We start from the raw sequence: 438 nt of genomic DNA, 5'->3' as shown, positions 1-438 counted from the left end.
TCACATAGGTCGCGTCGATCCAGAGATAGGGCCAGTCGCCCTCGATCGGCCGGTCGAGGAAGGCCTGCACCCGCTCGTCGATCTCCTCGCAGAGCCGCGACACTTGGCTCTTGGAGATGCCGCTCATCCCCATCGCCTTGACCAGATCGTCGACCGAGCGGGTCGAGATGCCCTGGATGTAGGCCTCCTGGATTACCGCCGTCAGCGCCTTCTCGGCCATCCGGCGCGGCTCGAGGAAGCCGGGGAAGTAGCTGCCCTTCCTCAGCTTGGGGATGCGCAGTTCGACCGTGCCGGCGCGCGTCTCCCAATCCCTATCGCGATAGCCGTTGCGCTGCGCCAGGCGCTCCGGGCTCTTCTCGCCGAAGCCGGCGCCGGTCAGGCTACCGACCTCCAGCTCCATCAGGCGTTGCGCGGCAAAGCCGATCATCTCGCGCAAAA

At 66.2% G+C, this 438-nt stretch carries 1 protein-coding gene; it reads right to left on the bottom strand.

Features of this window, described 5'->3' with window-relative positions:
- The coding region (locus AX750_RS17235) for a transposase (RefSeq protein WP_245282426.1) at positions 1-436 on the bottom strand (436 nt) is incomplete at its 3' end.
- Positions 437-438: the final 2 nt, after the last annotated feature.

The organism is Methylobacterium sp. CCH7-A2 (genome assembly GCF_001557075.1).
Lineage (GTDB): Bacteria > Pseudomonadota > Alphaproteobacteria > Rhizobiales > Beijerinckiaceae > Allobosea > Allobosea massiliensis.
This window is presented reverse-complemented; position numbering and strand designations above follow the sequence as displayed.